Raw genomic sequence first — 24,400 nt, 5'->3', positions numbered from 1 at the left:
GGTCGACGATAGCGACAGCCCGGGCCGGATCTAAGCGACCGGCTTCATGGAGCGGAGTGGCGAACGGTGGATCGTCAACGTTGGCAACTCCAGCCAGGCCTTCGACGAGCTCTTCGATGCGGAAGCGCACCTCTGGAGCGTCCATGCATCCACCGAGAGCCGACCCGAGGTGCGCCAGCCGCTGCGGTTGCCGCCTCCGCCTTCCGCCATCCACTTCACCGTCGACGAGATCACGGTAACTGCGGACGCGATCGATCGTCGGCTGGCCGAGCGAGCCAAACGGCTGAAAACCGTCTCGGAGCTTGAGTCGGAAGGGCTCTTTCTGGCCGAGAGCGTGCGTCGGCTGAAAGCCGCCAGGGTCAAGCTGACCGAGGCCGCTCAGCCCTAAGTGACGAAAGAGGAGAGGGGAGCAGGTGGTCGCGGGATTGGACCCGCGAGAAGGAGACCGCCATGCTCCCCGCCTCGATCGCACCCACCGCCGCGCCAAGCGCGGTCGCTACGGTGCAGGAGCTGTTCGCCGACAGCATGACCGACGTCCTACTCGAGCTTCTACAGGCCGCTCGCGCCACAGGCGCTGCCCGCGCCGACGTCGCGGTGATCGGCGCAGGCGGCGAGCAGCTGCTACAGCTCAGCGACGATGGCCAAGGGCTCGACGAGCCCGGCGCGATCTTTGCTCACCCACTGCCGCGCTTCGGCATCTTCAGCCTCGCCGGGCGCGACGTGATCGTCCGCTCCTGGTCACGTGCCGCGCATCAGGGTTGGAGCGCACACATCACCGCCGCGGCGTGGACCGGCAGACGACCGATCGCGATCTCACCCGACCCGATCGGTCGTGGCACCTCAATCACCTTCCGCATGCCGGCGATCGCCGAAGCCGTTGTCCGGGCTTCGCTGGCCGAGGCCGCGTGGCTTGCCGGCGTCGTCGTTACCTTCGATGGCCGAGAGATGTGGAGATGCCACGCTCCCGCCGCGCCAAGCCGGCGAACCCCCGGCTGATCAATTGGCACTACTTATCCGTAATCCAGACCTGGTTCACGGTGACGAGTCTGCTTGTCGTCAGGCCCACGAGCGTGAGCCCCATCAAAGTCAGCAGGATGCTGGAGGCGAGCGCGAGCAGCGGGCCCACCGGTATCACGCCGCGACGGTAGAGCAGCACCATTCCCTCGAAGGCAGCCGCGCCGACCAGCGCCATGAGGATCGCGAAGACCTCCATGCCACTCAACGACCGAACGGAGCCGACATGGACACCGTCGTTCGACCCTCGCGCACGGAGATCATCGCTACGCTCAACGATCGTTGCCGGTAGGGGATCGGTGAGAAAGGGCCCAAAAACGTGCGCCTAGGTTCAAAGCCATCCCACACGCTTGAACCTCACATACAGCGCTGTGCACACAACCGCGATCACGCCAAGCACGACGAAGTAGCCGTATTGCGTCTTCAGCTCGGGCATGTGCTCGAAATTCATGCCGTATATGCCTGCAATGGCGGTCGGTACTGCGAGGATCGCTGCCCAAGCTGCAAGTTGGCGGGTGATAGCGCCGGTGCGCTGCTGCTCCAACAGATTGCTGAACTCGAAGACCGAGATGACGATCTGCACAAGCCCGTCGACCATCGTCTGCACACGGCGGACGTGATCGAGAACGTCGCTGAAATACGGTCGCGTTTCGGGATCGATGCACGGCAGGTCGAGCCGGACGAGCTTGCCCGCCACTTCAGCCATCGGCCCGAGCACGCGCTGAAATTTGGTGAGCTGGCGGCGTAGCGTAAAGATGCGGGTGATCTCGTCCCGTCCAAGAAAGGCGTCGAGCGTCTTTTGCTCCATCGCGAGCACGCTGTCTTCAATCTGCTCGACGATCGGCAGATATCCGTCGACGATATAATCGAGAATCGCGTGAAGGACGTAATCTACGCCGTGCATCAACAGCGTCGGTGCGGCTTCCAGTTGCTCGCGCAGTGCCTTGTGCGTCCGGGCCGACCCATGTCGGACGCTGATGATGTGGCTATGGCCAACGAAGATAGCCGTCTCGCCATAGTCGATATGGTCACCATCTAGCGTCGCGGTGCGCGCGACGACAAAAATCTGGTCTCCATAAACATCAATCTTGGGTAGCTGATTGGCGTTGACCGCATCCTCGATTGCGAGAGGATGAAGGTCATATTGTTCTTTCAGTGTCCGCATCTCCTCGTCGGTTGGATCGCAGATGCCGATCCAGACGAACTCGGACTTGTCGCTGGGACAATCGACCTTCTCGTCAATCGCGACCTCGCGGACCCGCTTGCCGTTGCGGTAGAGATAGGCGGCAACAACCGTCATGTTGACCTCGGTTTGTGATTTGGGGCGTGAAAACGGGAGCGGCTGTCACGTTAGATAGGCGTGAACAATTTCGACCAGTTCCTCCGCGGCCTGGGTGCGCGGATCATTCTTCGGCGCGGCGGGGTCGATCATGCGTTCACGGACATGATCCTCGATCACCTCGGCGATGACACCGTCGAGCGCGCCGCGGCAGGATGTGGCCTGCTGGAGAACGCGCGCGCATTCCTTATCCTCCTCGATCGCGCGTTCCAGCGCTTCGATCTGGCCCTTGAGCCGCTTGAGGCGATTCAGCAGCTTCTTTTTCTCTTTTTCGACCTGGCTCACGGCCGGAGCGAACACCTGCCGATTTATACTCCCCTAGGGTATAGCGAGCGGGTGCCGAAAGGCCAAGGATGGCGGATCGCTGCCGGTTGCTCGGTGGGAGCGACGAACAGGAAGGCCTTAAAACCCGATCTAACCCCTTGTCCGGCGATGGCGACAGTCGAGGCTTGACCTCGCTGACGAACATGGTTGGCAGCACGAGTTCGGGAAGACGGGCGGGCAGCGCTGACGCGCACCTGATCTTGCCTTCGTCCTCGGGCTCGACGATAGCGACCGAGAGGGAAGACCTATGATTGATTCGCATGTCCGCGCCGCAGGGCGCATCCATGCCTTTCGCGTCTTTCTTACAGCGGTACCGCTACCTCGGGGTCAGCTGCTGCGCGGCTCGGCAGCAGCCTCCGCACAGTAATGATGCGGGTTCGTCAATCTTCACCCTGGTGGGAGCCGATGCTGCCGGGCGGCTTTTGGCTCTCAGCAGCGAGTTGCCTGCTCGGCGCTGCGCGAGGCCTTCGCCGCCTCGGTATCCGCCGATCGCGCCTAACGTTCAAACTGCTGCGCTGGTCCGCACGGCTGTCGCGCGCTGGGTTCAATTCATGGCGCTTCTGGGGAGGGAAATGGCGGTGAGCGAGCTTATGACGATAACGCCAAGGTGCCCGCCTTCCCCGCATCCTGGGGCTGACGCGCCCCAATCAAGACGATTTCGTTGCATCTGGGCTGCTGGCGAGTCTGGCGGTGCTCGTCGTGCGTGGCGTGGAGAGTGCGGTGGAGCCGCTATCGCGGCTGCGGTCGAGCCGGTGACACTCCCTCCGGCCTATCTGCTCGGAGCGCGGCGCTGGCGTATCGGCGCGTCTAGATGACGACGTTGCCGGCTGGTCGAGCGTGATAGGTCAGTTTATCCTCAACCTTCTTGGCGTATCGGCGAAGCTCTAGAGCAGTCTCGTCGTTTGTGATCGTAGACGCTACCCTGACGGCTATCTCAAGCTCGTCCTTCAGCTTCTCTCGCTCGTTCACGCGCGCACCTTCGATCAGCTGGCGTCGCGAACTTGACGGGGCCATCTTACCGAAAGGTTAACGCCCGGTGGTTTTCGCGACGGAGCCCACTCGCGAAATCCCGACGACGAATCTGGCGGCCAATCCCGGCGTTTCTCCGCTGTCCTACATGGAACGTTTATGGAACATGGGCTGTCGCAACGACACTTGGAGTCGCGACATGACCGGCCAGATCGATGGTCCCATGCTGATGGGCATCGCTGCAATCATCTCGAGCACCGCCAGCCTGATCACTGCCTTTCGTGCGCTTTCGCGTGCCAAGGAGGCGGAGGAGCGTGGGACCGCGGGCGCGTGTGAGGAGAGAAGGGGGAAGGGGTGTTGGCGGACGTGAGCTCGGAAAAACAGAAAGAGGAGATGGCTCCGTGCCCCAAAACACCCGCTTCTTCGCCCCCGGCAGGACAGTTCGCACCAGTGGCCTGCGTGGATCGCTTCGGCTCCGCGTCAAAGGCGGACCTCGGCAAGGTATCCGGCCAGGCCCCTCGATGCAGGCTCCCGAGCCGTACTACACCAGCCTGGTCAAGCTCTTCCCAGTCGAGGCCGTGACGCTCTACCCGCTGGCGATCGGGATCGCGGGCAGCGACGTCGCCCTTCGGCTGATCCTCATCGCCGTCATCGCCCTGTTCGTGATCGCGCTGCGCTGGTTCGGAACACAGGAGGAGAGTGGGGGAGGAGCAGACAGGCTGGCGATCATCGTCTCAGTCATGTCGTTCCTGCTCTACGCCGCAGCGCTCGGCGGCTTCGGCCACCTGCCCGGCGGTCCCGAACAGACCCGGCAGCTGCTCGCCTTCCTGACCATCATGTGGGTCGCGCTCGTGCCTTCCGTGCTGCGTCGCGCCCGCCGCTAGCCCCCTCACCAAGGAGCTACTGTCATGTGCAAGTCTTCCCGCCACTCGCTCGGCTGCATCCTCCCACCGTACATCCTCTCGAGCATCGCCGAGAACGGCTCGCCCGAGCTGCGGGTCAAGGCGATCCAGCACCTGCTGATCGATCCTTCGATCCGCTTGATCCGCGCCAGCACCGCAGGGCCGGTGATGGGCGCCACGGCACGCCTTCGCGCTGCGGCCGGCAACATCCTTGTCCCGAGCCCGCAGCGCACCATCCGCGATGCCCGCAACGCGCCTCAGGCGCCGGGCGCTACGATCGTCCGTCGCGAAGGTGAGGGACCAACCGGCGATCTCGCGGTCGACGAGGCCTATGACGGTCTGGGGGCGACGTTCGCGCTGTTCTGGGATGCCTTTCAGCGCAACTCGATCGATGACGCCGGCCTGGCGCTCGATGCAACGGTCCACTATGATCGCGACTACGACAATGCGTTTTGGGACGGTACGCAGATGGTCTTCGGCGACGGGGACGAGCAGCTGTTCAACCGCTTCACCATCGCGGTCGACATCATCGGCCACGAGCTCACTCACGGCGTCACCGAGAAGGAGGCAGGCCTCGCTTACTTCAACCAGTCCGGCGCCCTAAACGAGAGCATCTCGGACGTGTTCGGCAGCCTGGTGAAGCAGAAGCTGCTCGGCCAGAGCGCTGCGGAAGCCGACTGGCTGATCGGCGCCGGGCTCTTCACCGAGGCTGTGAACGGCGTCGCTTTGCGCTCGATGAAGGCGCCGGGAAGCGCCTACGACGACAAGATCCTCGGCAAGGACCCGCAGCCTGCACACATGGACGCCTTCGTTCGGACCAACCAGGACAATGGCGGCGTCCACATCAACTCGGGCATTCCTAACCGCGCCTTCTATCTCGCGGCGACTGCCATCGGCGGCAAAGCGTGGGAGGGTGCTGGCCGGGTCTGGTACAATGCGCTGCTCGATCCCGAGGTGAAGGCGAACACCGACTTTGCCGATTTCGCCCGCGTCACTATCTCTGTTGCCGGTCGCCTTTTCGGCCGCGACAGCGTCGAGGCAAACGCGGTCTCGGAGGCGTGGGCAGCGGTTGGAGTGGTGTGATGGACAACGGCGAGGCCAGCAGCGATCCTTCAACGGGTGAGGCCCGGATGACGATTGAAGGCGGTCTCGCCTACTTCCCTGGTCTGGCCCAGCAGCGCGTGCTTTCGTTCGACAGACTGACTGCGCCAGAGCGCCAGGAGATCGCCACCCTCGCCGAGGACGCGCATTTCTTCGACTGCACGCCTGACGGACGCCGACCAGGGCCGGATGCGCGCACTTATACCCTCGGCCTTACCATCAACGGGCGCAGCCGTGATCTTTGTGTTGCAGAGCCGATTAGCGATCCCTCGCTAGCTCGCCTCGTGACAACCGTACGGCGGCTTGCTTCACAAGGTTGACCACCAGAAGTCGGGTCAGGCCAGGGTGCGCTACGCCTGACCTAGGATTGTCTTCAACCGACATGTGATGTATATGCCAGCCATATACAAGGAGAGCTCCCATGGCTCATGCTGCTCCGATTTCCGACGGTCGTGAGGCGAAGCTCTTCCGGAACAATCGCAGTCAAGCGGTGCGCATCCCGGTGGAATTCGAGCTCCCGGGTACGCGCGTGTTGATCCGCAAAGAGGGCGGCAGGCTCATCATAGAGCCGGAGCCGAAGCCTGACCTGATTGACGTCCTTCGTGGGCTTTCGCCATTGAAGGCTGGGGATGACTTCCCGAGTCCGAGCGATCTCGACGCTACGCTGAGGCCGCTAAGGTCGATCGATCTATGAGCTCGTCGCGCTACATGCTCGACACGAACATCGTGTCGGACCTGATGCGCAATCCGCAAGGCCAGGTTTTCGATCGCATCCTGCGGATCGGTAGCGACCGGATCTGCGTCAGCGTCATCACGGCGGCAGAAATCCGCTATGACTGCGCCAAGAAGGGCTCGACCCGCTTGCTCGACCAGGCCGAAGCAATCCTAAGCGCTATCGAAGTTGTGCCCTTCGACGTTCCCGCGGATGCCGAATATGGTGGCATCAGATCGGAGCTGGAGGCTGCAGGCAAGACAATCGGCCCCAACGACCTGCTGATCGCCGCGCATGCCTATGCGCTTGGCCTGGTCCTCGTGACTAACAACGTTGACGAATTCAGACGCGTTCGCGGTCTTACTGTTGAAAATTGGCTCGACTAAGCAGGTGTCAGCCGCCGCCTACGTTGACGTGGGCTGTGACATTTATAACTTGCAGGCGGGTGACATTTGTACGTTGCGTCTACACAATAGCGTCACGCTCTGTTGCCGCCAGTTAGAAAAGACACATTCTCCGCCAGATAGAAATGGCACTCGTGGTGGCAGCGGGGGCAGCGTGGAGCCCCCCACGCAGCGCAGCGCTGCCCCCGCTGGGGCGATGGGCTCGCGGCTCTTGCGCTCTCGGACCCGCTGCGCCAGCAGCGGGCTCGGTCACCCCGGTGGATGGCCGATTACGCCCAATCGTCGTCATTTAGCTGGCACCGACGCCTTCCCGAAACCGGTCGTTCGTTCATGTGACCCGCAGAGGCCGACATTGAGGACTTTCCAGTCTGTCGGCTTTTGGCGATGGGGACCCAGGTAGCTGCCGCCTCGCGCACCATGTGGGTCCCGGAACCGCCGTCAGTGCATTTCCGCTCAATCAGCTGCGTTTGTCGCAAATGTCCTAAGTTTCGGCTGTAGCGAATGTCGTCGCTTTCGCGACACAGGCTCTCAACGGGTTGACTTCTCTCCGTTACGCAACATATTGGGTTGCATGAGACGAGACAGCAAACTGTCTGGCGTGTTGCACGTCCTCCTCCACATGGCCGAGGTGGAAGGGCCGGTGACATCGGAAAGAATGGCAAAGGCCATGCAGACCAATCCGGTGGTCATCCGCCGGATTATGGCTGGTCTGCGCGATGCCGGCTTCGTCCGTTCGGAGAAGGGGCATGGCGGCGGGTGGACCATAGCCCGCGAGCTTGCGCTGATCACATTGCGCGATGTCTATGCCGCGCTTGGGAGTCCCGAGTTGTTCGCGCTGGGCAACCGCACAGAGGCGCCCGGATGTCTCGTGGAGCAGGCAGTCAATGCCGCGCTGGACGGCGCCTTTCGGGATGCCGAGGCGCTGCTGCTCGACCGCTTCGGTGCGGTGACGCTCGCCGAGCTGGGCGCCGACTTTCACGCTCGCATGGTCGCGAGCGGAAAATTCATCGATCTGGAGACTGTTCATGCAGCATGATGCGATCGTCATCGGCGGCAGCTTTGCCGGTTTGTCTGCCGCAATTCACATCGCCCGCGCGCGCCGCTCCGTCTGCGTGATCGACGTCGGAGCACCGCGCAACCGGTTCGCCGATGCCTCGCACGGCTTCTCGGCCAGGATGGCGCGGAGCCGCGTGCCATGATCGCCAGAGCGCTGGTTCAGCTTCAGCGCTATCCCACCGTACGGACCTTGGCAGGCGAAGTGGTCGGCGCGTCGGCCGTCTCCGGCGGGTTCGAGGTAGAGCTTGCTGACGGCGAGACGCTTACCGCGGCCAAGCTGGTGCTGGCGTTCGGCATCTCCGACGTGCTGCCGGAGCTGCCCGGCCTCGTGGAGCGCTGGGGCAAGAGCGTGCTGCACTGCCCTTACTGCCACGGCTTTCAATATGGCGGCCAACGACTAGGCGTTCTCCAGACGATGCCAATGTCAGCACATCAGGCGCTGCTCATCGCCGACTGGGGACCAACGACCCTGTTCTCAACGGCGGCGATACGCCGTATGCCGATGTCCAGGCGAAGCTGGCGCGTCGTGGCGTGGCGATCGAACCGGTGAAGATCAGGGCACTTCGCGGTGAGGGCACAGCCTTGTCATCGCTCACGCTCGCGGACGGAAGGGAAATCCCGATTGATGCGCTTTATCTCGCACCGCACTCCCGGCTCAACAGCCCGATCGCCGAGCAGCTCGGCTGCGCGCTGGATGAGGGCCCGTTCGGCCCAGTGATCCGGACCGACGCCGCCAAGCTGACCAGCGTGACGGGCGTCTATGCTGCCGGCGATGCCGCGCGCGCACCGCACAACGCCAGTTGGGCGGTAGCGGACGGCGTGACCGCTGGTGTCTCGCTTCACCAGTCCTTGGTGTTCGAGCCGCTCGCAGCCTGACCGAAGGCAGAGGCATGATCCAGAACAGTCCGTTTACGAACCCGGCCGCCGTCGCATCCTACGCCCTGGAAACCCCGCGCAAGGTGCCGGGGCTGGCCGACCTCCATCACATGGCGATGCTGCTCCTTGTCGAGCAGGCGCAGGGCGCGGCGCATATGCTGGTTGTAGGTGCCGGAGGCGGGCTGGAGCTTAAGGCCATGGCTGAGGCGCGGCCAGACTGGTGCTTTACCGGCGTCGACCCCTCCGATGCCATGCTGGACCTTGCGCGAGACGCCGTCATACCGTTTGCGGATCGTGTCGACCTCCTGATGGGCACAGTCGATCGGGCGCCGGAGGGTCCTTTCGACGGTGCCACATGCCTTCTCGTGCTGCACTTTCTGGACCGCAGCGAGCGGTTGCGGACGCTGCGGGAGATACTGCGTCGCCTTAAACCGGGCGCGCGCCTGGTGGTGGCCCATCATGCACCGCCCGGGGACGAACCCGTAAACTGAATGGTGCGCTCGGTTGCCTTTGCTGATCGGACCGATCCCGACTGGGCGAGGGCCAAGGCCGTGGGAGAGATAATGGCCGATCGTCTGCCGCTGCTAACCCCGAACGACGAAGAAGCGCTTCTTTACGAGGCAGGCTTTGTTGATGTCAGGCTGTTCTACGCCGCGCTTTCCTTTCGCGGTTGGGTCGTCACAGCGGGTACGCTTGTTCGCTCTCCCGAGTGACCCGCGCGTTTAGAGTACAACATCAATGTCTGCGCCTGCCTTAGCAGCGGTGTGTCGCAAATTCGCTGAATTTCGGACGCCGCATATATTGCCACTTCCGCAACAGCGGAGCTGTTGAAGTAGTGGACAGCGGAATGACTGCCTCCGGGAGCCACTGTGAGAAAGGCAGCCGTACGCCTGTTTAACTGAGCTGCTCCTCCAAGCTGCGGGTGCGGGATGTCATTTCCTCGCCGGTATGCTTTGTCGAAGCGGACTCGATCAGCAGCACCCAGCATTCTTCTTGCGCGACAGGATTGTGGCGCACGCCGCTGGGTACGGTAAGGAAATCGCCCCTCTCCAGATCGACGGTTTCATTCTCGAACTCGATCCGCAGCGATCCTTTGACGATGTAGAAGAGCTCATCCTGCCCCTCGTGCGCGTGCCAGACGAGTTCGCCCTTCAGCTTCGCGGCTTTTAGAAGCTGATCGTTGACCTGCCCGATCACCTTCGGCGACCAGTAGTCAGTCACACGATCAAACGCGGCAGTGAGCGTGATTGGCGATAGCACCTGAACCTCCAGATAATCCGCGGCCGAATTAGATCCCGCTCTCGATCAAATCATCATACACGCCGGCCGTATGGCGGCAATTTGACGGCCGCCTCGGTGATAGCGCCGTCCGCAAGTGGGCGACTGCCGACCGGCCGCTTGGCTGCCACAGCCATGTCGCCAATATCCGGATTTTCGGACGTCGCGTATGTCGCCGCTTTTGCGACATCGGCATGTCCAAACCTGGTCGTTAGGCGACATGCGGTACCTGGCGCACTGAGGTGAGAGTTAGCCCTAAGTTCAATATGAGGGACTTCTCGTCCGGCACATGATCCACAATTGTCGCAGGCTTCGATAGCTCGCACGTCGGGCACAATCGCCCTAATTCCACGACATCAGCATTGCCGCCCCAAACTGGGCTCGTGCACTGGGTAGAGGTCATCAAACACCTGTAACACGTCCTTCACCAAACCGTCATCCCCACGACACCTCGCGCCCGTAACCGCCGCTGCAGCGAACATGCCGGGAGCGGCTGTCGCTTCCAAGGGGACCACCATCGTGTTTAAGACTCTCTCGTGCCGCACCCGCGGCCGGTCGTTCACGCGCGCAATGCTTGCAGGTTGCGGATACGCGGCAATGATGACCGGCTCAGCCGCTGCGCAGACCCCCGTCGCGCTCAGCACCGCACCGTCTGCTGCAGCAGGTAGTGTTACCGGCACCGTCACGCAGGCTAATGGTGAGTATCTGGACGGCGCGTCGGTCGCCATCCCGGCGCTGGATCGTGCCACGGCGGCCGATCGGTCGGGCCGGTTCACGATCTCCGACCTGCCCGCCGGGACGCATGAGGTCGTGGTCCGCTATGTTGGCTTCCCAGACCAGCGCCGGACGATCACCGTCGTCGGAGAACCGGTAACGCTCGACGTGCGCTTTGCTGCGGTGCCCGATGCCGGCAGCACTGCGGATGCGAGCGACATCGTCGTTAACGGCGCGCGCCCGATCGCGGAGTCGGAGGCGGCCGCGCTTCAGATTCAGCGTACCAGCCCGTCGCTGGTGTCGGTGGTCGCGTCGGATTCGGTCGGACGCTTGCCCGACCAGAACATCGCCCAGGCGGTCAGCCGGCTACCCGGCGTCGCGGTGCAGCGCGACCAGGGACAGGCGCGCTACATCAACCTGCGCGGCGCCCCGATCAACTGGACGACCCTGTCGTTCGACGGCATCAACGTCGTCAGCCCGGAAGGCCGTGACGCGCGGTTCGATTCCATCCCGTCGGCGATCGCGTCGCAGATCATCGTCCGCAAGGCGGTGACCCCCGACATGACCGGCGAAACGATCGCGGGCAATGTCGACATCATCACGCGGTCGGCGTTCGACTATCCCGGCTTCAAGGTGCAGGCGAAGGCCGGCGCGGGCCATGTCGAACTGGGCGGCAAAACCGAATATGAAGGCTCGCTGGTCGTTTCGGACCGTATCGACACGGGCATCGGCGAATTCGGCGTCGTGTCCTCGGGCAGCTACTATCGTCGCGGCATGGTCACCGACAATTTCGAGACCGACTTCGAGGCGGTGGGTGAGGATCGCCGTCCCGGCTTCGAGAACCGGATCTGGGGTCGCGAGACCGAGAACAAGCTCTATCGCCTGACGCGCAAGAACTATGCGCTGTCGACCAGGCTCGATTGGCGGCCTAACGACGGTGACTCCAAGCTGTTCTTCGAGACGATCTACTCGGCGTTTCAGGACGACGAGCAGCGCAGCAACTACATCTTCGATCTCGACGATCAGCAATCGCGGACGCCGACGGGGGCCGCAGCCTGTGCGGTCAACCCGACCCCTGCGGCCAACACCACCGGCTATGCCGATGTGTGCACCGGCAACACGCCGCTGCGCGGCACCGTGTACGGCGTCGACCTGAACTCCAATTTTCTCGTACGCGCGTACAAGCAGTCGGTGTTCACCAACACGATCGGCGGCGATCACGCCTTCGGCGGCTGGAAGGTCGCCTGGCGCGGCAACTACACCAAGTCGATCGACGACCGCAGCGCCCCGGCGCAGCTCAACTATGACAGCCCCAGCTTCGGCACCAACGGCGCGAACGCCGCCAACCGCCTGACCGTCGACTACGACTTCACCGATCCGCAGCTTGCCAAGGTTGCGCTGTATCGCACGCTTCGCGCGGCGAACGGCACGCTGAGCCGCGGGACCCGGGTGACCGCGATCGAGGATTTCCCACGTGCCCTCAGTCGGCTGCGCGTGCTGGACGCCAAAGACGTGACGAAGGCGTACACGGCCAAGCTCGACGTCTCGCGCGAGATGCAGTTCGGCAGCGTGCCGGTAACGATCGCGGCGGGCCTGCGCTACGACGATCGCACCAAGACCTCCAACGAGTATCTCCTCGACATCAGCACGCCGGCTGCGTTCACCGCGGCGGGCATTCCCACCGACTTCGGCGCCATCGCGATCCCGGGCGGGTTCCAGGGCAAGATCCCGCTCGGCTACGCCTTCCAATATTTCGGTCGCGACAAGGTGCTGGAGCTCGCCGATCGGGCGCAAACTGTCGCGCCGCAGGCCTTCGTCCAGGCAAACTTCTACGATGTGACCGAGAAGGTCTATTCGGGTTACGCGATGGCGACCGCGACGATGAACTGGGGCAGCATCATCGGGGGCGCGCGGGTCGAGCACATCCGCAACGACAGCAGCGCGTTTTCCTCGGTCGGGCTCCTCGACATCGGGTCGAACCAGACGCTCGTCTATCCGAGCTTCCACTTTAACTGGGACGTTAACGACCGGATGAAGACGCGCCTGTCGTTCAATACCGGCGCGGCACGCCCCGATTACGATCAGCTTCGCCCCAATCTGTCGTTCAGCGACGCCAATCTGACGATCTCGGGCGGCAACCCCGAAGCCAAGCCCGAAAAGGCGCGCGGCGTCGATCTGTACGTCGAATATTACACGATGCCGCGCGGCTTCCTGTCGGTGGGCGTGTTCTACAAGGACGTGCGCGACGTCCTGTTTGACACGTCCAGCACCTTCAACAGCACCATCCTCAACAGCAACGGGGTGGATCGCTCACAATATCAATATACTACGATTGCCAACGGCGGCGACGGCTACATCTACGGACTGGAGGCGGCGATCCAGCAGCAGCTGGAGCCGTTCGTGACCGATCTCGGCTTGCCTGACTGGATGGGCGGGTTCGGCGTGCAGCTTAATGCGACGCTCAACAAGAGCAGCTCGGAGACCCCGGACGGTCGCAAGATTCGTCTGCCCGGCGCGTCGGACGGAGTGTACAATTTGATCGGTTATTACGAGAAATACGGATTCTCGGCGCGCGTCTCCTATCAGAACCGCTCGCCCTGGATCGACTCGATCGGTGCGTTCGGGCTCGTCAACGGCGTCAATCGCGGCATCGACGGCGGCGACGCCTATTGGGCGCGGGATGACGAACTCGACGCCAGCGTTCGCTTCGCGATCACCCCCAATGTCGAGATCTACGGCGATTTCGCCAACCTGCTCAACGGCCCCGGCCGCCGTTATGCGGGCGGCAGCCAGTACACGATCGAACATGAGACGTTCGGCCGGCGCTACACGGGCGGCGTTCGAGTCAGCTTCTGATGCGCCCGGTTCTTGCCGCAGCATTATTGTTGTCCGGCTGTGGTGCGACGACGGTGGTGGGATCGCCCGCTGCCGATCGCATCACGGCGGCGCCCGACGTTCCCGCGATCGCGGAGACCGATCCGGTCGCCAGCGCCGACGATGCGGCCGACGATCCGGCGATCTGGCGCAACCGGCGTTCGCCAGCCAAGAGCCTGATCGTCGCCACCGACAAACAGGCAGGGGTCCACGTCTATGACCTCGCAGGCAAGCGGCTCAGTTACACGCCCGCGCCGCGGCTCAACAATGTCGACCTGCGCGATACCGGTGGGCGCATCACCGTGGTCGCCAGCGACCGCGCCGATGTGGCGCAGGCGCATGTCTCACTGTTCAATCTCGATCCGGTGACCGCGAAGCTGCGCCCGTTGGGTCGTTTCCCCGTAGGTCCGGGCGAGGCTTACGGCATGTGCCTGTGGACCCGGCCGCGTGACAGCGGCTTGTTCGGCTTCGTCGTGCTGAAGGACGGTCGCATCGACCAGATCGCGATCGATCGGACAGACGCAGCGCCACAGGTGCGCACCGTTCGCTCGATGAAGCTCGCCAGCCAGTCCGAGGGCTGCGTCGTCGATGACCGAACCGGCTTGCTCTATGTCGCGGAGGAGGATGTCGGGTTGTGGCGCTTCGCCGCCGATCCCGCGGCGTCCACCACGGCCACCCCAGTCGCGCGCGTCGATGGCGCTACGCTGGTTGCCGATGCCGAAGGTCTGGCGCTTGCGCCGGAGGGCCGCACCGGCGGCTACCTCGTCGTCTCCAGCCAAGGCGACAACGCCTATGCGCTCTACCAGCTGCCGGGCGTGACCTATGCCGGCCGCTTCCGCATCGGCGGTGGAACCGTCGATGCCACCAGCGAGACCGACGGCATCGACCTAGTGCCTGGCAGCTTCGGGCCGGCTTACCCGCGCGGTCTGATGGTCGCTCAGGACGGGAACAATGCGCCCGCCACCCAGAACTTCAAATATGTCAGCTGGGCCGCCGTGCGTAAGGCGCTGCGACTACGCTAGCTTCTGTTCCGGCGACATGCGCTTGCCGTTCGATGATGAACAAGGATCGTTCCATGACGAAGATAAGAAGCAGCCTGTCCGGGCGCCGTCTTTCCATCGCCGGGTGCGTCGTTGCCGCTCTCTTCGCAGCACCCACCGCTTCTGCGAAGCCCGCGCGTAACGCCGCCGCGCCGCGACCGCGCAATGTCATCGTCTTCCTGGGTGACGCGGGCGGGCTGCCGACGCTCAGCGCGGGCGGCATCATGGCTCACAACCGGCCGCAGTCGCTGTTCATCCATTCGATGCCCCATGTCGGCCTGTCCGACACCTCGTCGCTCAATCGGTGGGTTAGCGATTCCGCTGCCGGCATGACGGCGATCATGACGGGGTACAAGACCAACAATGGCGTTGTCTCGATGGTCCCCGGGAGCGCCGGCGCTGCGCCGAGGCCGGTGAAGACCTTCATGGAATATGCCGAACAGCGCGGGCTTGCGACGGGAGTCGTCACCAACAAGCCGATCTGGGACGCGACACCCGCCGCCTGCTACGCGCACGTGCCCTCCCGCAAGGACAAGGACGCGATCTTTGCACAGATGCTCGCCCCCCGCTTTGGCAACGGCGTCGATATCCTGATCGGCAAGGGCCGCAAGGACGCCGTCGCGTCCTTCGCCAAGCGCCAGACCAATGCGGAACAGGCGTTCGCCGCCGCAGGCTATAGCTATGGCGACGATCCCGCGCTCGTTCGTCAGGCGCCACGCGCCGCCGTGCTACGCGACACGGACTTTGCACCACTGCCCGCGGTCGACGCGACCATCCGCCAACTCGCGCGCAATCCCAAGGGCTATGTGTTGATGGTCGAGTGGGACATGCACACCGACGATCCGCAGGCGGGGCTCCGCCACGTCGTCGAGATGGACGACATGATCCGCCGCGTCACCGACATTGCTGGAAAGGACACGTTGATCCTGTTCACCGCCGACCATAGTTTCGGCCTGCGAATGGGCGGCGGCGACCGCGGCCAGCCACTCGCCGAACAATTTGCCGCTGCCGGTGCCAAGCCGGGTGCAACCATTAGCAACAACCCGATCATCAGCATCGAGGACGGCCACACAGGCGAGGAGGTAATCGCGAGCGCTTCGGGTCCTGGCGCCGAGCAGGTCCACGGATTTTTCGCGAACACGCGCATTTTCGACATGTTGATGAAGGCAGTCGGGTGGGCTCGCGATTGACGTACCCGTATTAGGGTGAGCACGGCTTTGTCGCAGAACTACTGAGTTTCGGACGTCTCGAATGTGGTGCGTTTTGCGACAGTCGAGTGAGTGACTAGACGTAAACAGTCAGTATCGCCGCGCTGGCAAATGCAAGTTCGGCCGTCGAGCAGAAACACCCTCGCCAAGTCGGGCGGCGAAGAACTCGGCGACGGCCTCGACCTTTGCAGGGCGCGCCTGAGCGCTCGGCGTGACGAAGGAGACAACGCCGCTGGTAAGGGTCCAGTCGGGCAGCATCACCTCGAGGCGGCCGTCGGCCAGGTAATCCGCAACGATGAAGTCGGGCAGTTCCGCCACGCCGCCTCCGTCCAGCAGCGTCGGCAAAAGCGCGTCGGCATTTGTGACGCGCAAGGGTCCGGCGGGTACCACCTGGGCTTCCTCCCCGTCAGGCCCGGTGAACCGCCAGACGCCTTGCCGCGCCCGATACGCGTAGCCGAGGCAGTGCTCCGGCTTAAGGTCGTGCGGATGCATCAGGGAACCATGCCGCGCGAGGTAGGACGGCGCGGCCACCACGAGCAGCGCGACCGGTAACAGCCGGCGGGCGACCAGTGAAGAGTCGGGCAGTGTTCCGATCCGAAGGGCGGCATCAAAGCCTTCGCCGACCAGATCCACCGTCGCGTCGGACAGGTGAAGGTCGACTGTGATCTCCGGATAGAGCCGGAACAGTTCCGGCAGCAGGGGTGCGACCCATCGCAGCCCAAACGACATCGGGACCGCCAGACGCACTGTGCCGCGTGGAGTTCTGGAAAGTTCGCGTGCCGCGTCCTCCGCTGCCTCAGCTTCCCGATATGCTCGCGTGGCGCTCTCTACCACGCGCTGGCCAAACTCGGTCAGGGCGAGCTGCCGCGAGGTCCGGTTGAACAATCGTCCGCCGAGCCGCCCTTCCAGACGGCTAACGGCTCGCGAGACAGTTGCTACCGAGATGCCGGTGGCGCGAGCGGCCCCGGCATAGGAGCGTTCCTCGGCGACCTTTGCGAACAGGGCCAGGCCCTCGAAATCCGGTAGCTTGGACATTTTCATTTCCGCAACGATGACTTGCAAACGTTGCTCTCACGCATAGCTCGCTCGATGTCTACCTGTAGGTCACCAACCCGGATCCAGGAGACCCCCAATGACCGCAACCGCCTTTCTCGCTTCCACCGCCCGTGCCGACGTCGAAACCGCGACGTCGACGACACCGCGCTTTGTGCCGGCATTCGGGCGGGTGTTGATGGGCACGATCTTCCTTGCCAGTGGTCTAGGCAAGCTCGCAGCACCTGCAGCTACCCTCGGCTATATCGAATCTGCCGGACTCCCGCTGCCGATAGTGGCGCTTGCCGCATCAGCGGCAGTGGAAGTCGGCGGCTCGCTCCTGTTGATCGCTGGCTGGCGCACCCGCGTCGTTGCCCTGGTGCTGGCGCTGTTCTCGGTCGTTACCGCATTCGCCTTCCACACGGCGTTCACAGACCAGAACCAGATGATCCATTTTCTGAAGAACCTGGCGATGGCAGGTGGCATGTTGCAGGTGGTGGCTTTCGGCGCAGGCAGCCTCAGCCTCGACAACCGGGCTGGCCGCGCCTGACCTGCCGGGCAGCCAGCGTGCCCCGCTACGGCGCGGGCTGCCCTTGCCATCCGACTTCGTTCCCTCCGCCATCGAGCCCGCGCAGGAGCAACATCCACCGGAGATCTGTCCAAGAATCATCCTGCATCTCGACTCCAGCCTCTTGGCCGGCCATTCCGCGACCCGTCTCCTTTCCGCGCAGATCGTCGCGCGTCAGCAGTCTCTGCACTCCGATGCCACGGTCATCTACCGCGATCTGGCAGTTGACGCACCGGTTCCGCTGACGAGCAAGCACATCGCGGTGCTGCGTGGCGGTGCTTTCGCCACGTCCGAACTGCAAACCGATCTCGCGTCAGGTGCCGCTTATATCGACGACCTGTACGCAGCGGACATCATCGTCATCGGTGCGCCGATGTACAATTTTTCCGTGCCAGCGCAGCTCAAGGCGTGGATCGACCGGGTCTCCGTCGCGGGCCGGACCTTTCAGTACACAGCTGCCGGCCCCGTGGGCCTGCTGCCGAAGGGGAAAAGGGCCTTCATCGCCTCGGCTCGCGGCGGCGTTTACAGCGGCGAAAGTGCGGCAGCCTCCATGGACCATCAGGAATCCTACCTTCAAGCGGTGCTCGGCTTCATGGGTGTGAGTGACATCTCCGTCGTGCGTGCCGAGGGCCTGAACATGGGAGACGAGGTCAGGTCGGCCGCCCTGGCCAAAGCGGCCGCGCAGATCACCGCGCTGGTTGACTGAAGGGCTCCGACCCTCGCCACGTCGGACACATCCGCCCGACGCTCCGCTCCGTCGGTCGACGCCGACGGACCATAAAGACCAATCAATCTCCGGCGCACCTCTCAGGTCGCCGCAACTGGAGTGAGCGACGATGCTGCAGCACGGACCCTTAGACGAGATCGGCGGGGATGACCTCGGCTGGCTCAAGGCAAAGCATCATTTCGCGATCGGCGGGCATGGCAACCCCGCGCACCGCGCAGTTGGCAACCTGTTTGTCCTGAACGACGACGAGATCGCCGCGGGAACCGGATTTCCGCTGCATGGCCATGCCGATATCGAGATCATCAGCTACGTCCGTGACGGCGTGGTCACGCACGAGGACAGCCTTGGTAACAAGGGCCACACCCGGGCCGGCGACGTGCAAGTGATGAGTGCCGGTACCGGCATCCGTCACGCCGAGTATAACGAGCAGGACGTTCCCGCACGCATGTTCCAGATCTGGCTTCGCCCGCGTGTGAAGGGCGGCCAGCCGCGATGGGATACTCGCGCCTTTCCCAAAGCAGACCGTGCGGGCAGCTTTGTGCCGCTGGCGAGCGGCTACGATGCACCAGATACGCTGCCGTTGCGCGCCGACGCGGAGATCCACGGCGCGTTGCTCAAGGCTAGCGAGGCGATTACGTTTGACTTCCCCGCCGGCCATAGCGGCTATCTCGTGCCAGCCACCGGTGCCGTACGTGTCAGCGGCAATCATGTCGCGGCGCGTGAGGGGCTGGTGATCACCGACGAAATCTCGGTCACGATCGAGGCGGTCGAAGACGCGGAACTGGTGCTGATCGTGACGGCAGCTCCGACAACCTAAAGCAGCGCCTTAAGCCGATCTGAGCCGTAATCATGAACCAAATCTATGGATGACGACCATGTCGCACAGCGTCGCTACCTTACTGACCCGCAACCTTCACGACGTCTTCGGCGAAAATGATGCTGCCCGGCGCCGGGTAGCGATCGAGGACATTTTTCACGAGGACGCCGTGTTTTACGAGCTTCAGGGCGTTTATCGAGGCTGGGACGAAATCGACCGGGTTGCGGGGAAGATACGATCAACCCATCCCGACTTCGAGTACACCGAGACACACGCAACCGAGGATCTCCACGGCATCGCCGGCCGTACCCGCTGGGTGTCCGGACGGCCGAACGAGGCTCCGGCTTACGCCGGCACTGACTTCATCGTCATCCGGGATGGCCGCATTGCGGCAGTCTATCTCTTTTTTGATGACCTGCCTCTCTGAGACCACGACCAGGTCGCCCGGAGGGGCGACGAGGTAGCCGTGGTGGACGAGGCGCTACTCACGATCACCACCAGGACAAACACAAGGTCGTCTTCGTCGAGGTGACCTCGGGTCGTCGTGGTGGTCCGTAGGCGGGGCCCTGCCACTAAGAGGCGCGCGCGTGCCCAATGACCTGATCTCCGCTCACTCGCGCTTGAGGCGAACTGGGCTGGTTAGAACCTGCGGCAGAGGCACGAGAGTACGCCGATCGCCGGTCGCACCAAGCGATCATCCATTTACAAGGACACACCAAAATCATGAACTCTTTGGAAACCACACCCCTTGTTCGAATTCCTCGAGGAGATGGCGAGCATTTCGACATCGCTGGGGCCAAGTTGACTTGGAAGGTCAAAAGCGACGTGACGCAGGGCCGCTTCTGCTTCTTTGAACAGGTACTGCAGCCAGGAGATGCCGTGCCGCTCCATGTTCATGGATACACCGAGACCTTCTACATTCTGGCAGGCACCGTCACTTTCCTTGATGCCACAAACAAGGGATCCCGCGTGCGCTCAAGCACCGGCGATGTCGTGGTGGTGCAGCCAGGCGCCTTCCACGGCTTCGGGAACGAGAGCGACGAAGAGGCTCGCCTTCTAAGCATCAGTGTACCCGAGCATCAGCGCTTCTTCGATGCAGTCGCGAGCGCCGACCGCGACCTCCCTTTTGCGACCATGACGCCGGAAATGGCGATGCAGCGCGTGGCCGCCATCGGGGATGAGTACGATTCAGTGTTCGCCCGACCCGACGCGGGCTGACGCTCGCAGCGACGGGTTCTCACGCGAAGTCTGTTCGAGGACCCCTCACTCCAATAGGGCCGTTTTCCAAAACCTGTTCCGATTGGCTTCTCCCAAACAGGCAGCGACCGAGAATGAGAAAAGTAGGCGTGTCGCTAAATTTCTGATTTTCCGATGTGGCGCATATCCAGCATTCTGCGACGTCAGACATTCGGCGTGAAGGTAGCCGCAATCTACGGCCGCTCCTTACCGATCATGTTCAGCAAGGCATCTGACGCTTTCGTGCGATACCGTTCCTTGTGGCGCAACCCGAAGAAAGGGCGGGGGGCAAATGCGATGGGGGCGGCGTGCAACGTGCCCGTCTTGATCGCCGGTGCGACCACCAGCGACGACAGGACAGCGACACCGGCACCTGCTTCCACCGCGGTACGAACGCTCTCGTTGGACGGCATCACCAATGCCACGTCGAGCGTGGCGGTATCGACGCTCAAGGCGAGCAGGTAGCTGTCAAGGGTCGAGCGCGTGCCCGATCCGGGTTCGCGCTGCACCCAGCGTGCGCCCTGCAACCAAGCTGCATCGATGCGCGAATCGCCGAACGGTTTGGCCGCAACGAGCAGCAGCCGATCCTCGCCGATCGGCCAGTGCGCCAGTACCGGGTCATCGATCTCGCCCTCGACGATGCCCAAGTCGGCCTCGCCATCGTGGACGCGGGCCGCGGCCTGTTCGGTGTTGCCGATCGCCAACTCGATGCCGATCGCCGGGTGGCGCTCGTGGAAGGCAGCCAGGATCGGCGGCAGCCAGTAGGCGGCGATGGTTTGGCTGGCGACGACGCGCAGTGTGCCACGCTTCAGCCCACCCATCTCCTCCAGCACGTTCTCCGCCGCGCCGGCACGCGCGAGCACGCCGCGAGCTTCGGTCAGGAATAGCCGCCCCGCCTCGGTCAGCGTGATGCCACGTCCTACCCGGTGGAACAGCTTGATCGCATGTCGTTCCTCCAGTGCGGCTATCGCTGCCGAGGCGGCCGACTGCGTTACGTTGAGCGCACGAGCTGCAGCCGTCATATGTTCGCGCTCGGCCACGCCGACGAAGATGCGAAGCTGCTCTAGCGTCATGCGGCATCAATAGCGCGATCGATCACGATTGGCGATCGGAACAACAAGGATGCTGCGTTGGAACGATCAATCAGGCGAGCATAGGTCAAGCGGCGGAAGGAAACCGCTGTGGTCATTCTCGCCCATCACCAGCTTACATTGTCGACTAGCCGAGGCAGCAAGAGTTCTGCTGTTCTGCCAGGGATCGGGCTCTGCCTCGCCGTCACCGGGGCAGCCTATGCCCTGGAGGCGGGCGAACGAGCGCTGGCCGGCAAGGCATGGCTGGAGGCGCTGGTGCTCGCCATTCTGATCGGCACGGCGGTGCGCAGCCTGTGGACGCCGGGTGACCGCTGGCACGATGGCATCGCGTGGAGTGCCAAGTACCTGCTGGAGGGGGCCGTCGTGCTGCTCGGCGTGTCGGTGAGCGCCGCGACCATCCTGGCGGCCGGGCTGCCTCTGCTCGCCGGGATCGCCGGCGTGGTGGCGAGCGCGATCCTGCTCAGCTTCGGCATCGGTCGGCTGCTCGGGCTGCCGACCCGCATGGCGCTGCTGGTCGCGTGCGGTAACTCGATCTGCGGCAACTCGGCTATCGCCGCAGTCGCGCCCGTGATTGGGGCGGACAGCGACGACGTGGCCGCCTCCATCGCCTTCACGGCCGTCTTGGGTGTGGTGGTCGTGCTCGGCCTGCCGATACTGGGGATCGCGCTCGGTTTGAGCGGGCTTGCGTTCGGCGCGCTGGCCGGGCTCACAGTATATGCGGTTCCGCAGGTGATCGCGGCCGCCTCGCCGCTGGGAGCCACCGCCGTGCAGATGGGTACGCTGGTCAAGCTGGTGCGCGTGCTCATGCTCGGGCCGGTGTGCCTGATCCTGTCGCTGGTGGCGCCGCGCCTTGCGCCGCAGGTCGTGTCCGATGGCGAGGTCGTCGCCGACGAGCCAGCTTCCAAACGGCTCGATCTCGCTCACCTCGTGCCGTGGTTCATCATCGGCTTTCTGGCGCTGGTGGCCTGCCGCTCACTAGGATTGGTGCCGGTCACTGCCATCGCGCCGATCAGTCGGATCGCTACGCTGCTCACCGTCGTATCCATGGCCGCGCTTGGGCTCGGCGTGGACGTCCGCACGGTCGCCAAGGCGGGCGGCAGGGTGACAGCCACAGTGGTTCTGTCCCTGCTCGGTCTGGGCGCGATCAGCCTGTCCCTGCTGACGGTGCTGCACATCGCATAGTCGATCAGTTTGGGGCGGCTGTCGCGAAGATGCTGAGTTTGGGACGTCGCGTATGTCGCAGCTTTTGCGACAATATGATGCACCAGCGGACTATCCGGCTAGCACGTCGACAGGGTCACGAAGCGTGCGTGATCCGTCTGGCAACGATGCCGGCGATGGCCTCGTCGGCGATGCGCGACAGTTCTTCCGCTGTCGCGCCGTCGCGCGCCTGCACTGACATGCCTTGCTGAATGGCGGAGAGATACGCCGCCATCCGCTCCGCCTCGGACCGGTCGAGCCACTGGCACAAACCGTCCGCGATCCGGTCGCGCAACGCGCGCCGACGTTCGCCCAGTTCGCGCGCGAGGTCCTGCTGTTCGACCGCGCCTTCCACCAGGCCGGTCGAGATCATGCAACCGCGCTCCTCCGCCGTCACTGCCAAGATCGCCGCATCGAGTAGCCCTGTCAGCGCCTGTTCCAACGTCTCGGCGCCTTCCATGCCGTCCAGAGCACCAGGTAGCCCTGCGTAGAGGTCGAGCGCTTCGCGGTAGAGGCCCGCCTTGCTCCCGAACGCTGCGTACAGGCTCGGCGGCGCGATCCCGATCGCGCTCGTCAGGTCGGCGATCGACACGCCCTCATACCCGCGGCCTCGGAACAGGCGCATCGCGGTCTCGACTGCCTGACTGCGGTCGAAGCTGCGCGGGCCTGCGGAGCGGCGTTGGCGTGGCTTATCCATAGCGGTCACTAAAACACAGCTTGACGCGGAAAGGCAATGCTCTAACCTGTATCGATCGCTAAAGGTAAGGATCGTATCGCATGACCCGCCCGCCATTCCCAACCATCACCGCGTTCGGCTCCGTCCACGGCGTTCCGAGCCTGCCGCCGGGCTTCACCGACGTTTTCGAGAGCTACCGGGTGCCGACAGGAGAGATCGAGCTTCACGCGGTGATTGGCGGGGAAGGACCGCCGCTGCTGCTGCTCGGCGGTTGGCCGCAGAACTGGTACATTTGGCGTGACGTGATGCTGCCGCTGGCCGAGCGCTTCACGCTGGTCGTGCCCGACCCGCGCGGGCTCGGCATCTCGGACAAGCCCGAGGACGGCTATGACAAGGGGACGCTGGGCCGCGACCTCTTCGGGCTGATGACGGCGCTCGGTCATGAGCATTTCGCGATGGTCGGTCACGACTGCGGCATGTGGGTCGGTTACGCGATGGCAGCGGACCGCCCAGAACGGATCGCGCGGATCGCACTGGGCGAGGCGATCATTCCCGGCGTCGCCGTCTCCCCGCCGCTGATCCCTGACGAGCGGCCGCTCAACGACTTCCTGTGGCACAACAACTTCTGCCGCGTGCGGGGAGTCACAGAAGAGCTGGTGGCCGGTCGCGAAGAGATATTCTTCGATTATCAGTTCACCAAGATCCCCGTGCCCAATCCAATCCCGGCCGATATCCGCACCTTCTACATCAATCTCATCAAGCGCGATCGGCGGACGTTACGGGCAAGCTTCGATTACTACCGCGCGATCGACGACGACATCCCAGCCAATCGCGAGCGGATGAAAACCCGTCTGACGATGCCGGTGCTCGGCTTCGCCGGCGCACTGGCGTGCGCTGGCGCGGTGGAAGAGCAGCTTCGCCGGGTCGCCGACGATGTTCGCTGTGCTGTCATTCTCGGTTGCGGGCATTTCGTGCCAGAGGAAACGCCGGACGCGCTGCTGGTGCTGTTGACGCCCTTCCTCGAGCCTTATCGCGCTCTGGCCGACTGATCTGCATGCACGTGCGTGACGTCCTTCGATCTATGATGGTGAACGGGCGTCACGCAGACGCGACAGGTCGACCTCCTTGCCCAGCTCACCCGTGACCCTTGGGGACGCCTGGCCGCTCTCTGCCATCGACTGCATCTGTCGCGGATGTGCTGACTTTCGGACGTCGCGAATGTCGTCGCTTTTTGCAACACAC

The 24,400-nt window shown here is 63.7% G+C and carries 32 protein-coding genes; 24 read left to right on the top strand and 8 right to left on the bottom strand.

Going from position 1 to position 24,400, the window contains the following annotated elements; all coding sequences use genetic code 11:
* Positions 1-46 precede the first annotated feature (46 nt).
* A complete protein-coding gene (locus ACMGDM_RS16745) occupies positions 47-388 on the top strand; it encodes a hypothetical protein (protein ID WP_436805271.1) in 342 nt (113 codons plus the stop codon).
* 62 nt (positions 389-450) lie between these two features.
* Positions 451-996, top strand: a complete 546-nt coding sequence (locus ACMGDM_RS16740) for a hypothetical protein (protein WP_436805270.1) — start codon at positions 451-453, stop codon at positions 994-996.
* 10 nt (positions 997-1,006) lie between these two features.
* On the opposite strand, the gene ACMGDM_RS16735 is transcribed toward ACMGDM_RS16740, so the two are convergent.
* From ACMGDM_RS16735 to ACMGDM_RS16720, 4 genes are all read right to left on the bottom strand, one after another.
* Positions 1,007-1,213: a hypothetical protein gene (locus ACMGDM_RS16735; RefSeq protein WP_436805269.1), complete on the bottom strand. Its 207-nt coding sequence runs from the start codon at positions 1,211-1,213 to the stop codon at positions 1,007-1,009.
* Positions 1,214-1,345: 132 nt separating this feature from the next.
* The gene (gene corA / locus ACMGDM_RS16730; RefSeq protein WP_436805268.1) at positions 1,346-2,314 is read right to left on the bottom strand and encodes a magnesium/cobalt transporter CorA; all 969 of its coding nucleotides are present in this window, start codon (positions 2,312-2,314) and stop codon (positions 1,346-1,348) included.
* 45 nt (positions 2,315-2,359) lie between these two features.
* Positions 2,360-2,638 carry a metal/formaldehyde-sensitive transcriptional repressor gene (locus ACMGDM_RS16725; protein ID WP_436805267.1) on the bottom strand — a complete coding sequence of 93 codons (279 nt, stop codon included), beginning with the start codon at positions 2,636-2,638 and terminating at the stop codon, positions 2,360-2,362.
* Positions 2,639-3,484: 846 nt separating this feature from the next.
* Complete coding sequence (locus tag ACMGDM_RS16720) at positions 3,485-3,646, bottom strand: hypothetical protein (RefSeq protein ID WP_436805266.1); 162 nt, start codon at positions 3,644-3,646, stop codon at positions 3,485-3,487.
* A 67-nt stretch (positions 3,647-3,713) separates the two neighbouring features.
* On the opposite strand from ACMGDM_RS16720, the gene ACMGDM_RS16715 reads away from it, so the two are divergent.
* The 12 genes from ACMGDM_RS16715 (at position 3,714) to ACMGDM_RS16660 (ending at position 9,410) form a co-directional block, all read left to right on the top strand.
* Positions 3,714-4,016: a hypothetical protein gene (locus ACMGDM_RS16715; protein ID WP_436805265.1), complete on the top strand. Its 303-nt coding sequence runs from the start codon at positions 3,714-3,716 to the stop codon at positions 4,014-4,016.
* Between the two features lie 151 nt (positions 4,017-4,167).
* Positions 4,168-4,530: a hypothetical protein gene (locus ACMGDM_RS16710; RefSeq protein WP_436805264.1), complete on the top strand. Its 363-nt coding sequence runs from the start codon at positions 4,168-4,170 to the stop codon at positions 4,528-4,530.
* Between the two features lie 24 nt (positions 4,531-4,554).
* Positions 4,555-5,631 carry a M4 family metallopeptidase gene (locus ACMGDM_RS16705; protein ID WP_436805263.1) on the top strand — a complete coding sequence of 359 codons (1,077 nt, stop codon included), beginning with the start codon at positions 4,555-4,557 and terminating at the stop codon, positions 5,629-5,631.
* Complete coding sequence (locus ACMGDM_RS16700) at positions 5,631-5,969, top strand: protealysin inhibitor emfourin (RefSeq protein ID WP_436805262.1); 339 nt, start codon at positions 5,631-5,633, stop codon at positions 5,967-5,969. The genes ACMGDM_RS16705 and ACMGDM_RS16700 overlap by 1 nt, the downstream gene beginning before the upstream one ends.
* 101 nt (positions 5,970-6,070) lie before the next feature.
* Positions 6,071-6,343 (top strand): antitoxin, encoded by a 273-nt coding sequence (locus ACMGDM_RS16695; protein WP_436805261.1) that lies wholly within the window; start codon positions 6,071-6,073, stop codon positions 6,341-6,343.
* A gap of 14 nt (positions 6,344-6,357) precedes the next feature.
* Complete coding sequence (locus tag ACMGDM_RS16690) at positions 6,358-6,747, top strand: type II toxin-antitoxin system VapC family toxin (RefSeq protein WP_436805260.1); 390 nt, start codon at positions 6,358-6,360, stop codon at positions 6,745-6,747.
* Between the two features lie 589 nt (positions 6,748-7,336).
* On the top strand, positions 7,337-7,801 hold the full coding sequence (locus ACMGDM_RS16685; RefSeq protein ID WP_436805259.1) for an Rrf2 family transcriptional regulator: 465 nt from the start codon (positions 7,337-7,339) through the stop codon (positions 7,799-7,801).
* Positions 7,791-7,964, top strand: a complete 174-nt coding sequence (locus ACMGDM_RS16680) for an FAD-binding protein (RefSeq protein ID WP_436805258.1) — start codon at positions 7,791-7,793, stop codon at positions 7,962-7,964. Before ACMGDM_RS16685 ends, ACMGDM_RS16680 begins: the two co-directional genes overlap by 11 nt.
* On the top strand, positions 7,961-8,371 hold the full coding sequence (locus ACMGDM_RS16675) for an NAD(P)/FAD-dependent oxidoreductase (protein ID WP_436805257.1): 411 nt from the start codon (positions 7,961-7,963) through the stop codon (positions 8,369-8,371). The genes ACMGDM_RS16680 and ACMGDM_RS16675 overlap by 4 nt, the downstream gene beginning before the upstream one ends.
* Complete coding sequence (locus ACMGDM_RS16670; protein ID WP_436805256.1) at positions 8,353-8,697, top strand: FAD-dependent oxidoreductase; 345 nt, start codon at positions 8,353-8,355, stop codon at positions 8,695-8,697. Before ACMGDM_RS16675 ends, ACMGDM_RS16670 begins: the two co-directional genes overlap by 19 nt.
* 14 nt (positions 8,698-8,711) lie before the next feature.
* Positions 8,712-9,188: a class I SAM-dependent methyltransferase gene (locus ACMGDM_RS16665; RefSeq protein ID WP_436805255.1), complete on the top strand. Its 477-nt coding sequence runs from the start codon at positions 8,712-8,714 to the stop codon at positions 9,186-9,188.
* Positions 9,189-9,260: 72 nt separating this feature from the next.
* The gene (locus tag ACMGDM_RS16660; protein ID WP_436805254.1) at positions 9,261-9,410 is read left to right on the top strand and encodes a hypothetical protein; all 150 of its coding nucleotides are present in this window, start codon (positions 9,261-9,263) and stop codon (positions 9,408-9,410) included.
* 181 nt (positions 9,411-9,591) lie between these two features.
* On the opposite strand, the gene ACMGDM_RS16655 is transcribed toward ACMGDM_RS16660, so the two are convergent.
* Positions 9,592-9,957, bottom strand: coding sequence for a cupin domain-containing protein (locus tag ACMGDM_RS16655; protein WP_436805253.1), 366 nt, complete (start codon positions 9,955-9,957; stop codon positions 9,592-9,594).
* 615 nt (positions 9,958-10,572) lie between these two features.
* Here ACMGDM_RS16655 and ACMGDM_RS16650 point away from each other — a divergent pair.
* The 3 genes from ACMGDM_RS16650 to ACMGDM_RS16640 are packed head-to-tail and all read left to right on the top strand — an operon-like array spanning position 10,573 to position 15,793.
* Positions 10,573-13,545 (top strand): TonB-dependent receptor, encoded by a 2,973-nt coding sequence (locus ACMGDM_RS16650; RefSeq protein WP_436805252.1) that lies wholly within the window; start codon positions 10,573-10,575, stop codon positions 13,543-13,545.
* Positions 13,545-14,585 carry a phytase gene (locus ACMGDM_RS16645; RefSeq protein WP_436805251.1) on the top strand — a complete coding sequence of 347 codons (1,041 nt, stop codon included), beginning with the start codon at positions 13,545-13,547 and terminating at the stop codon, positions 14,583-14,585. The genes ACMGDM_RS16650 and ACMGDM_RS16645 overlap by 1 nt, the downstream gene beginning before the upstream one ends.
* 32 nt (positions 14,586-14,617) lie before the next feature.
* Positions 14,618-15,793, top strand: coding sequence for an alkaline phosphatase (locus tag ACMGDM_RS16640; protein WP_436805250.1), 1,176 nt, complete (start codon positions 14,618-14,620; stop codon positions 15,791-15,793).
* Positions 15,794-15,901: 108 nt separating this feature from the next.
* On the opposite strand, the gene ACMGDM_RS16635 is transcribed toward ACMGDM_RS16640, so the two are convergent.
* Positions 15,902-16,852: a LysR family transcriptional regulator gene (locus ACMGDM_RS16635; RefSeq protein ID WP_436805249.1), complete on the bottom strand. Its 951-nt coding sequence runs from the start codon at positions 16,850-16,852 to the stop codon at positions 15,902-15,904.
* Between the two features lie 91 nt (positions 16,853-16,943).
* Between ACMGDM_RS16635 and ACMGDM_RS16630 the strand changes: the two genes are divergently transcribed.
* The 5 genes from ACMGDM_RS16630 to ACMGDM_RS16610 all read left to right on the top strand — a co-directional run bounded on the left by ACMGDM_RS16630 (position 16,944) and on the right by ACMGDM_RS16610 (position 20,173).
* The gene (locus ACMGDM_RS16630) at positions 16,944-17,393 is read left to right on the top strand and encodes a DoxX family protein (protein ID WP_436805248.1); all 450 of its coding nucleotides are present in this window, start codon (positions 16,944-16,946) and stop codon (positions 17,391-17,393) included.
* 43 nt (positions 17,394-17,436) lie between these two features.
* On the top strand, positions 17,437-18,117 hold the full coding sequence (locus tag ACMGDM_RS16625; protein ID WP_436805247.1) for an FMN-dependent NADH-azoreductase: 681 nt from the start codon (positions 17,437-17,439) through the stop codon (positions 18,115-18,117).
* A 130-nt stretch (positions 18,118-18,247) separates the two neighbouring features.
* Complete coding sequence (locus ACMGDM_RS16620; RefSeq protein WP_436805246.1) at positions 18,248-18,955, top strand: pirin family protein; 708 nt, start codon at positions 18,248-18,250, stop codon at positions 18,953-18,955.
* Between the two features lie 49 nt (positions 18,956-19,004).
* On the top strand, positions 19,005-19,382 hold the full coding sequence (locus ACMGDM_RS16615; protein WP_436805245.1) for a nuclear transport factor 2 family protein: 378 nt from the start codon (positions 19,005-19,007) through the stop codon (positions 19,380-19,382).
* 296 nt (positions 19,383-19,678) lie between these two features.
* Positions 19,679-20,173: a cupin domain-containing protein gene (locus ACMGDM_RS16610; RefSeq protein ID WP_436805244.1), complete on the top strand. Its 495-nt coding sequence runs from the start codon at positions 19,679-19,681 to the stop codon at positions 20,171-20,173.
* Positions 20,174-20,385: 212 nt separating this feature from the next.
* On the opposite strand, the gene ACMGDM_RS16605 is transcribed toward ACMGDM_RS16610, so the two are convergent.
* Complete coding sequence (locus ACMGDM_RS16605; protein WP_436805243.1) at positions 20,386-21,264, bottom strand: LysR family transcriptional regulator; 879 nt, start codon at positions 21,262-21,264, stop codon at positions 20,386-20,388.
* Positions 21,265-21,372: 108 nt separating this feature from the next.
* Here ACMGDM_RS16605 and ACMGDM_RS16600 point away from each other — a divergent pair, with 108 nt between their 5' ends.
* Positions 21,373-22,464 (top strand): YeiH family protein, encoded by a 1,092-nt coding sequence (locus tag ACMGDM_RS16600; RefSeq protein ID WP_436805242.1) that lies wholly within the window; start codon positions 21,373-21,375, stop codon positions 22,462-22,464.
* 115 nt (positions 22,465-22,579) lie between these two features.
* Here the strand turns inward: ACMGDM_RS16600 and ACMGDM_RS16595 are convergent, their stop codons facing one another.
* Positions 22,580-23,179: a TetR/AcrR family transcriptional regulator gene (locus tag ACMGDM_RS16595; RefSeq protein ID WP_436805241.1), complete on the bottom strand. Its 600-nt coding sequence runs from the start codon at positions 23,177-23,179 to the stop codon at positions 22,580-22,582.
* 80 nt (positions 23,180-23,259) lie between these two features.
* Between ACMGDM_RS16595 and ACMGDM_RS16590 the strand changes: the two genes are divergently transcribed.
* On the top strand, positions 23,260-24,207 hold the full coding sequence (locus tag ACMGDM_RS16590) for an alpha/beta fold hydrolase (protein ID WP_436805240.1): 948 nt from the start codon (positions 23,260-23,262) through the stop codon (positions 24,205-24,207).
* Positions 24,208-24,400: the final 193 nt, after the last annotated feature.

Origin of the sequence: Sphingomonas larreae (genome assembly GCF_051400595.1) — a bacterium.
GTDB lineage: Bacteria > Pseudomonadota > Alphaproteobacteria > Sphingomonadales > Sphingomonadaceae > Sphingomonas.
Note: the sequence above shows the minus strand (reverse complement) of the source record. Positions and strands in the feature narration are given on the sequence as shown.